The 5759-nt window shown below is 37.1% G+C and carries 7 protein-coding genes and 1 pseudogene; 7 read left to right on the forward strand and 1 reads right to left on the reverse strand.

Annotated features, from left to right (window positions below; genetic code table 11):
* Nucleotides 1–242: 242 nt before the first annotated feature.
* The 7 genes and pseudogenes from AC52RT_RS02225 to AC52RT_RS02255 all read left to right on the forward strand — a co-directional run.
* The gene (locus AC52RT_RS02225; protein WP_495539234.1) at nt 243–743 is read left to right on the forward strand and encodes a GNAT family N-acetyltransferase; all 501 of its coding nucleotides are present in this window, start codon (nt 243–245) and stop codon (nt 741–743) included.
* Nucleotides 744–765: 22 nt separating this feature from the next.
* The gene (locus tag AC52RT_RS02230) at nt 766–1557 is read left to right on the forward strand and encodes an NAD-dependent epimerase/dehydratase family protein (protein ID WP_495539235.1); all 792 of its coding nucleotides are present in this window, start codon (nt 766–768) and stop codon (nt 1555–1557) included.
* A gap of 37 nt (nt 1558–1594) precedes the next feature.
* Complete coding sequence (locus AC52RT_RS02235; RefSeq protein ID WP_495539236.1) at nt 1595–2053, forward strand: hypothetical protein; 459 nt, start codon at nt 1595–1597, stop codon at nt 2051–2053.
* 444 nt (nt 2054–2497) lie between these two features.
* Nucleotides 2498–2638, forward strand: a complete 141-nt coding sequence (locus AC52RT_RS02240; protein ID WP_495539237.1) for a hypothetical protein — start codon at nt 2498–2500, stop codon at nt 2636–2638.
* A gap of 66 nt (nt 2639–2704) precedes the next feature.
* On the forward strand, nt 2705–3340 hold the full coding sequence (locus AC52RT_RS02245; RefSeq protein WP_495539238.1) for an NUDIX hydrolase: 636 nt from the start codon (nt 2705–2707) through the stop codon (nt 3338–3340).
* A 165-nt stretch (nt 3341–3505) separates the two neighbouring features.
* A complete protein-coding gene (locus tag AC52RT_RS02250; RefSeq protein WP_495539239.1) occupies nt 3506–4246 on the forward strand; it encodes an alpha/beta fold hydrolase in 741 nt (246 codons plus the stop codon).
* 478 nt (nt 4247–4724) lie between these two features.
* A pseudogene (locus AC52RT_RS02255) lies at nt 4725–5211 on the forward strand (aldo/keto reductase); the annotation flags it as partial.
* Here AC52RT_RS02255 and AC52RT_RS02260 read toward each other — a convergent pair.
* Nucleotides 5208–5690: a helix-turn-helix domain-containing protein gene (locus AC52RT_RS02260; protein WP_495539240.1), complete on the reverse strand. Its 483-nt coding sequence runs from the start codon at nt 5688–5690 to the stop codon at nt 5208–5210. The pseudogene AC52RT_RS02255 and the gene AC52RT_RS02260 overlap by 4 nt on opposite strands.
* Between the last annotated feature and the right edge of the window lie 69 nt (nt 5691–5759).

Raw genomic sequence — 5759 nt, forward strand, 5'->3', positions numbered from 1 at the left:
CCAGGCAATAGTTGATCAGAGAAAAGAGCAACAAGTCCCTAATCTTAATAGGAATAATCAAAGACCTGAGAGATGAATAACTGATAGTGCAATAGGCAGGGGCGTGAAAACGCCCTTGTTTTATGCACATAATATTGAACAGGATGGTAGATATAGGTATAATTTTAAGCAGTTGCTACAAAGAAAAAATTTAAGTATTTCTGAATAGATTAACTTTCAGGATAATGAAATGACAAAAAAAGATGAATATTGTATACAGATTAGGAACAAAACAGGATATAGATGCCATTTGTTTGCTGATTCAGCAGGCTATAAATGAGATGGAAAGCCACGGTATATACCAGTGGGACGATATCTATCCTGAGCGAAAAGATTTTGAAGAAGATATTGAAAAACAAACATTGTATCTGGCTTATTTGAATGAGAATTTGGTTGCCCTATATGTGATAAGCGACGAGTGTGATGAGCAATATCAAAATGGGCAATGGAGATATGATGAGAAAACCTCATATATATTGCATAGGTTTTGCGTTTCTCCGGTTTTTCAGAATCAAGGTATAGGAAAGACGGTCTTACATCATGTTGAAGAGCAGATCAAAGCGATGGGATATCAATCCGTCAGGCTTGACACTTATACGGAGAATCCCTTTGCACAAAGATTATATTTACATAATGGATATGAGTCCAGAGGATATGCAAGCTGGCGCAAGGGTAAGTTTGATTTGATGGAGAAGAAATTGTAACTTTCAGTTTTATGGAGAAAGTATGAAAGTATTGATTTTGGGAGCCAGTGGGTTCCTTGGGGGCACTATCTATTCGAAAATAAAGAATAGTGGTAATGAAGTATTAGGAACGTACAGCAAGAATAATAAAAATAGAGATTATATTAAACAGGATGTTTTCGAAATAAGCAGCCTGACTGCTCTCGTGACGGAATATAAGCCTGACGTTATTATCTGGACAGTGATGAATCATGAACGTGAGGAAGAGATTGCTGAAAAAGTGATGCCTGCCCTTTGTTATGCCGTAGGTTCTAAAAGGTTTATCTTTGTGTCTACTTCAGTTGCCTATGAGAAAAACATGTCTGAAAGCGTTGAACCATTTCTTAGGACGGAAGAAAGCTATAATCATCATTACTTCAATGGAAAAATAAAGTCTGAGCAAGTTATCAGCAAGTTGCCGAATTATTGTATTGTTCGTCCTGGCAGTATTTATGGCATTGATCCTTTTGGAGAAATGGATAATAGGAGTCTTGCATTGAAAAAACATGTGGACTCCGGAGAGATATATATCAGAGCCAATAATATTGAATTCAGTATCGTTGATGTGAATGAATTGGCTGATGCAATTATTGAGCTGACTACAAATGATTATGTCGGGATTCTTAATGTTTCTGAGGAAAAACCAGTATCGCATTATGCATTTAACAAGGCTCTTTGTCGAAAATATGGATGGGATGATAGCTGTATTGTAGCAAATGAGAAAAAAGAAAACATATATTATTTAGACAACAGCTTAAGGAAACAAATTCTTAAGACAAGAATCGGCTGGTTGTAAGATAATATTTCAGTTTTATATGCGAGGGGGAATTATTATGTACTTTTATAAAATCTTACAATGGACATGGGGATTTCCTCAAACACTGGCCGGAGCAATCATTTATGCTTTGAATAAGAACTGCAGGCATTATCCATATAAAGGAGCAATGGTTACGGAATGGAAAAGTAAATCGAGTTTGTCACTGGGGATGTTTCTTTTTGTTTCTGATGATCCGTTTTATTATTATCCTCAATATAGAAAAGAATATGACCCAGAGTGCTTTTCGAAGATGTTAATGATACATGAATATGGACATACTATACAGTCGTTAATCTTTGGCCCTTTGTATATATTTCTAGTAGGTATTCCATCAATCGCATGGAGTTTTTTACCAGTATTCGTAAGGAAGAGGGAACGCAATAAAATATCTTATTTTTCCGCTTATCCTGAAAGATGGGCAAATAAGCTTGGTGAAAAAATAACTGGAGAGATTTCTATTAGAGAACCGGTGTGATAGATTAAATCGGAAGATAATCTTACAAAATACAGACAAAGATTTAATGAGTAGAAAATAAAATAAGAGTATTATTTTTGATCGCAGTTATTAAAGTTGCCATCAGCCGCATACAGTAGCCCTGAGCTTTCTACCGTACGCAGCAGGTAAACAGCAACTCGCCTTACAAATGCCCAAAACAAGGCACTTAAGGCAATGAAAAAGTTCTCAAAGAGATAATTATCGCGTTTATACAAGCGATGCAAATACGAAAGGGAATGTTCCCGCAAGTTTACTTGCAAGGGTACATTCCCTTTTTTGTATTTATAGTGTGACAGTGTGGCATAAAATAGTTTAAAAAGCCTTAAAAGTATTCAAGGAAAAGTGGGGCAAGACTAAGAAGCCTGAGATGTCTAAGCTGTTGCAAAGCATGCAAAAGAGATAAAGAAAGCTGCTGATTATTCTGTGAGCGATGAGAATGAGCAGGTACGACAGGGACAAAGTGAAATCATAAATATGCAGGAAGCGAAGCTGATTGCAGAAGAAGACACGGATAAATGGCTTGAAGAATTGGAGAACAAAGAATTCCTGGTCTTAAAAAAGTAATGAGAAAACCGGCACAAAAGAAGAAGGATATAACCCGATAAAGCCGCATGGCTACACGCTTTTTAATTGAAAGCAAGTGCTATTCATGATAGGATATATTTAGTTTTTTGTACCTTTGAGATAGAAAGTGTCACCACTGGTGACACAATTGAGCTAGACGAATCATCTGCTGATAGATGCAAAACTGATGAGGAAAGGGAGAAGATTGAAATGGAATATGATTGTGGATTTACCACTGAAAATAAATGGTTTAGATATCGCGCAGCGGCTATCATTGTTGAGGATGGATGTGTTCTTTTTGCGGGAAACGAGAAGGATGATTATTACTACTCTATTGGTGGGGCTGTGCATATGGGAGAAACTGCTGAAGATGCCGTCAAAAGAGAAGTATATGAAGAAACCGGTGTTGCATATGAGATAGATCATCTTGCGGTGATTCACGAAAACTTCTTTAATGAAAACAAAGGGGCATTAAAGGGAATGGATTGTCATGAGATTGCGATGTATTTCCTGATGAAATCAAAGGGAACGCAGGAACTTCAGAGTGACAGTTATACCCAAGGGGTAAAGGAAAATATGTATTGGCTCCCGATTGCAGAGCTTGATAAATACAAAGCTTTTCCAACTTTTATGAAAGAATATCTTCAGAACGAACATTTCGGTGTAGATCATATCGTGACAGATGAAAGGAAACAAGGTTGAAATTATGCGTGAAGGAATGAAATTTGTGTTTCCTACCTTGGCTTATTATGGATATAGTTAATCTGCCGGAAAAGAAGGTGCTATGTAATAAAACTTGAAAATTGATGAACTTTGATTTTTTTAGGAAATTAACAAAAAATCGTGATTTGCTGAGAAGGGGAAAAGATGAATTTTCTGACGTATGGTGACAAAAACAAACAATCGATACTGTTTATACATGGAATGGCCTCAACTGCATTACTGTGCTACGAACCTTTATTAGAGTATCTGAATAATTATTATGTTATTCTTGCCGAGGTGGACGGACATAGTGACAGTCTGGGTGAACTGGACAGTTTAGCGGAAAATTGCACTGAAATCGAAAGATTCATTATCGAGAATCTGGATGGAGTATTATATTGTCTGTCTGGATTTTCGATGGGAGGAACCATGGCGGTAGAGATAGTCGGAAGAGGAAATGTCAGAATCTCCAAGGTGCTGCTGGATGCTGCATTTCTTACAAAGATGGGAGTTCTTACAAAGTTGTATGAGAAACTATTCTGTAGAGGAATATCGTGGATGCAGCGGGGAAAAAAGATTCCCAAGCCCTTGATGGATTTTATCATGGGCAAAGATAATGACAGCGTGGTCGAGATGCTTTATCCAAGAGTGACTTCAAAGACGATTACCAATGTGTGTGAATATGTTTACAGATATGAGATTCCAGAGGAAATAAAACGATACATCGGTCAGGTCGAATTCTGGTACGGCTCAAATGAACCATATCCAAGGAAAAGTGCTGCACTGTTAAAGCAATATCTTCCCCAACTGAAAGTAATTGAGTTTGAAAATATGGGGCATGGTCAATATCTGCATGAGCAGAGCGCTGATTACGCTGAAAAGATCATGGATTATATGAATCAATAGATGCAAATTTCGACTTGAAATTTATGAGGAATCGTAATGATTGAGTATAAACAGACAAAAGAATTAGATAGCAATTGCAGCGCATTATTGAAAAAAATTGAGAATACATGCAAGTGACTACAGTACAAAAATAAAAATAGAAGAAAAACTTGTAAAGATTTTTAGTGAGCACTAGAATATTACAGCGCAAGAGGATTTTTGAAGATGAAAACATGCAAAATGATTTTGCACAATTTAAATTTTTACAAGTATTATTCTTTATTTGTGGAAAAAGCTTGAAAAATGATTGCATGCAACCGATTCTACTACAGCGTATTATTCAAAAAAAGAAAAAAACTTGTAATTAGCCAGGTTTTGGACTATAAATACAACTGAGAACCATGATGGCGTGAGCCATCTTTTTTTACTTTAGTGGAGCAATCTTACTATCTGGGGGACGAATTTGAATACAGATAGTAAAAAATCAGGAAATGCCTACTATCTGGATGTTCTTTTGCTTCACAGACCAGATCTTTTGTTTGATCCTGAGCAGGTAGCAGAGGCATTTGATGAGCTTGAGGCAGCTGGGAAGGTTAGACATTTTGGTGTCAGCAATACATTGCCTATGCAGATTGCACGACATCACAATTCAGGCTTGGTCACCACTTCAGCACGGAATGTTTAAGGGCATGTTTATTGATAATCCTGATTTCCCAGAATTAAATGAGGTTCTTGGAGATTTAGCAGAGCAGTACGGCGTGACAAAATCAGCTATTGCTATAGCATGGATTCTTCGTCATCCAGCAAAGATGCAGGTTATAGTTGGAACAATGAATCCTACTCACCTTGAGGAAATGGCTCAGGCAGATGGCATTAATCTTACTCACGAGGAATGGTACAGCCTGGTGGATTTTGGTCCTTCTAATCTTTTTAATTATAGTTGGATTTATCTATTTGAAAGTAGTAGATTTACTGCGAAAATCTAACCATTGATTTTGCCTTCGGCAATAGTATTGGCAACCCATAGCTTGAGTGATTCGACGGTCGTATCGATTTGCTCAAGCTGTTTTTGTATAGCGAGGAAATCTTCAAGTTCATTATCGGAAATAACGCCATCAGCGGTAATATCAATGAAACGCTCTTTTTGATTGTTGAGAGAGTTGAGGGCAGAGAGCATGCCAAGTACTATCTCTGGCAAAGATGACATTTTTACTTCTGGTACAGTTTTCTGGCCAATTTTGCATTCATGAGTGCAGTAGTAGTTGCATAAATCCTGGCGCTTGTATGCGGTAGCTAAATCAACAACATCCTCTGGATAAATCGCAACTTTGCCAGTTTCAATTCTTTCAAGACGACTTTCAGTCATGGAACCAATCAGTTCGCTAGCCTGAGCTCTTGTCAGCCCAGCCTCCTCACGAGCCTTGTAATATATACTTTTGTCTTCTCTAATTGATTTTCTTCCCATCTGTATCATCCTCCTAATAAAATCATTATATCTATTTTGCAAAAAAAGAAAAATAGGATATGTTCATTT

Source organism: Peribacillus sp. (genome assembly GCF_059453735.1).